Source organism: Stenotrophomonas sp. 2YAF22 (genome assembly GCF_052114665.1).
GTDB classification, from domain to species: Bacteria; Pseudomonadota; Gammaproteobacteria; order Xanthomonadales; family Xanthomonadaceae; genus Stenotrophomonas; species Stenotrophomonas indicatrix.
Genome location: NZ_JBFRFE010000645.1, coordinates 1 through 2,415, shown reverse-complemented (window position 1 = coordinate 2,415; position 2,415 = coordinate 1). Strand labels below are relative to the sequence as shown.

General features: G+C 66.8%; 3 protein-coding genes. All 3 read right to left on the bottom strand.

Annotated features, from left to right (window positions below):
- Nucleotides 1-265 (bottom strand): carboxyl transferase domain-containing protein (locus tag AB4Y84_RS19415; protein WP_442250699.1); only part of this gene is annotated, 265 nt, incomplete at its 3' end.
- Nucleotides 262-582: a malonate decarboxylase acyl carrier protein gene (gene mdcC / locus AB4Y84_RS19410; protein WP_248150543.1), complete on the bottom strand. Its 321-nt coding sequence runs from the start codon at nucleotides 580-582 to the stop codon at nucleotides 262-264. The genes mdcC and AB4Y84_RS19415, both read right to left, overlap by 4 nt.
- A gap of 10 nt (nucleotides 583-592) precedes the next feature.
- Nucleotides 593-2,236, bottom strand: coding sequence for a malonate decarboxylase subunit alpha (gene mdcA / locus AB4Y84_RS19405; protein WP_442243840.1), 1,644 nt, complete (start codon nucleotides 2,234-2,236; stop codon nucleotides 593-595).
- Nucleotides 2,237-2,415 lie beyond the last annotated feature (179 nt).

Below are 2,415 nucleotides of genomic sequence, written 5' to 3'. Positions count from 1 at the left end.
ACTTGGCACCATGCACCTCACCCACGCCGCCGCCCATGAATTCACCCTGCTGTGCGGCCACCAGCACGTGCTTGCCGTGCAGGTGTCCCTCACCGACGACGATGCCATCGTCGAAGGCGGCCGGCTGGTCCAGCTGCGCCAGATGCGGGCTGATGGCGCGCTGGGCTGGGCCGAGAAATTCGCGGAACGATCCTGCATCAAGCAGCCCGGCGATGCGCGCGCGGGCATCGGCTTCGTAATAGCTGGTGCGCTGTGCGAGCGTCATGGCTGGCCTCCGGCAAGCAGGGTCTCGACGGCCTGGTCCAGGCGCAGGCTGACCACCGCCGGTGTAGCGCCGGCATCGTTGATCGACACGCGTACATCGCGCAGGGGATGACGCTGGGCGAAGTCGGCGATCACCGCCTGCCAGACCGTGCCGAAGCCACGTGCAGCGGTGATGATGCGCACGGTCATCGCACCGTCCAGGTCGGCCGGTTCCAGCAGGATTTCCAGGTTGCCCGAGGCCAGTACGCCCACCAGCACCGCATCGGTGGGGAAGCACACGGGCGTCGTGCCGGCGAATCGATAGTCGAGGGTTTCCATGGCGTGGCCCTTACCAGTTGCGGAAGCGCTTGGGCGGGTCGTACAGACCGCCGGACCAGCGCACCAGGTCTTTCACCGAACGCGCGGCAAGAAGATCGCGGCTGGCATCGCGCACGTTGATGCCGAGATCGTCCGGGCGGCGGATCACTCCGCGGTCGCGCAGGTTTTCCACCATGGCGCGGTCGCGTGCCCTGCCCACGGCGGTATAGCCGGCCACGCCGCGGATCGCCTGCTCGCGTTCTTCCGGGCTGCGGCACAGCAGCAGGTTGGCGATGCCTTCTTCGGTCAGCACATGGCTGACGTCGTCGCCGTAGATCATCACCGGCGGCAGCGGCATGCTCGCGCGCTCGGCCAGTTCCCAGGCATCGAGGCGGTCGACGAAGGCCGGCGCCATGTGCTCGCGGAAGGTTTCCACCATCTGCACCACCAGTTTGCGCCCGCGCGGCATCTCGCCGGGCCGCGCGGCCTGCTGGCCCGCCTTGATCCAGGCGTCGCTGGCGTGGCGGCGGCCGCGTGCATCCGAACCCATGTTGGGTGCACCGCCAAAGCCGGCGATGCGGTCGCGCGTTGCGGTGGAGCTGTTGCCCTGCAGGTCGATCTGCAGGGTGGAGCCGATGAACATGTCGCAGGCATACAGCCCTGCGGTCTGCGAGAACGCGCGGTTGGAGCGCATCGAACCATCGGCGCCGGTGAAGAACACATCACCGCGCGCGGCGATGTACTTCTCCATGCCCAGTTCCGAACCAAACGAGTGCACGGATTTGACGAAACCCGATTCGATGGCTGGAATCAGCGCCGGGTGCGGATTGAGCGCCCAGTGCTGGCAGATCTTTCCCTTCAGCCCGAGCGATTCGGCGTAGGTGGGCAGCAGCAGTTCGATGGCTGCGGTATCGAAACCGATGCCGTGGTTGAGCCGGTTCACCCCGTACTCGGCGTAGATCCCTTTGATGGCCATCATCGCCATCAGCACCTGGATCTCGGAGATCTGCGCCGGGTCGCGGGTGAACAGAGGTTCGATATGGTTCGGGCGAGGTGCCTGCACCACGAAGTTGACCCAGTCAGCGGGGATATCGACGCGGGGGAGGGTGTCGACGATCTCGTTGACCTGGGCGATGACGATGCCGCCACCGAACGCGGTGGCCTCCACGATCACCGGCGTGTCTTCGGTGTTGGGGCCGGTGTAGAGATTGCCGTGGCGGTCGGCGGCGTGCGCCGCGACCAGCGCCACGCGCGGGGTCAGGTCGATGAAGTAGCGGCCGAACAGTTCCAGGTAGGTGTGGATGGCGCCGATCTGGATGCGGCCCTCGGCCACCAGGTTTGCCAGCCGTACCGACTGCGGCCCGGAGAAGGAGAAGTCCAGCTTCGAGGCAATGCCGCGCTCGAACACATCCAGGTGCGAGGGCAGCGACAGCACCGACTGCACCATGTGCAGGTCATGCACCCGCGCCGGGTCGAGGTCGGCCAGGGCCTGGGCCAGAAAGTCGGCCTGCTTCTGGTTGTTGCCTTCCAAGCAGACCTTGTCGCCCGGTTCCAGCAGCGAGTGCAGCAGTTCGGCGACATCGCCGGCCGCCACCTCGTGGCCCCTGGCCCATGGCGCGGCGCGTTCCAGCCGCGCCTGGCGGCCCCGCTCCAGCGTGTCCCAACTCGGGTTCATCGACGGACTTCCGAATGGCGTTGGGATAATTACGCCATAATTACGGAGGGGTGTGCAACCCGCAGTGCAGCAAAGAAAAGGCCCGCGCGGTGGCGGGCCCATTCAGGTGGGCCACGACCGTGGGTCGTGGCGGAGCGTCAGAAGCGTGCCGACCAACGGTCGGCACCCACCCCCAACAG

Bases quoted from the DNA above. Each gene is read 5' to 3' on its own strand.
- mdcC (WP_248150543.1), bottom strand. From the start codon at position 582: ATGGAAACCCTCGACTATCGATTCGCCGGCACGACGCCCGTGTGCTTC.
- mdcA (WP_442243840.1), bottom strand. From the start codon at position 2,236: ATGAACCCGAGTTGGGACACGCTGGAGCGGGGCCGCCAGGCGCGGCTG.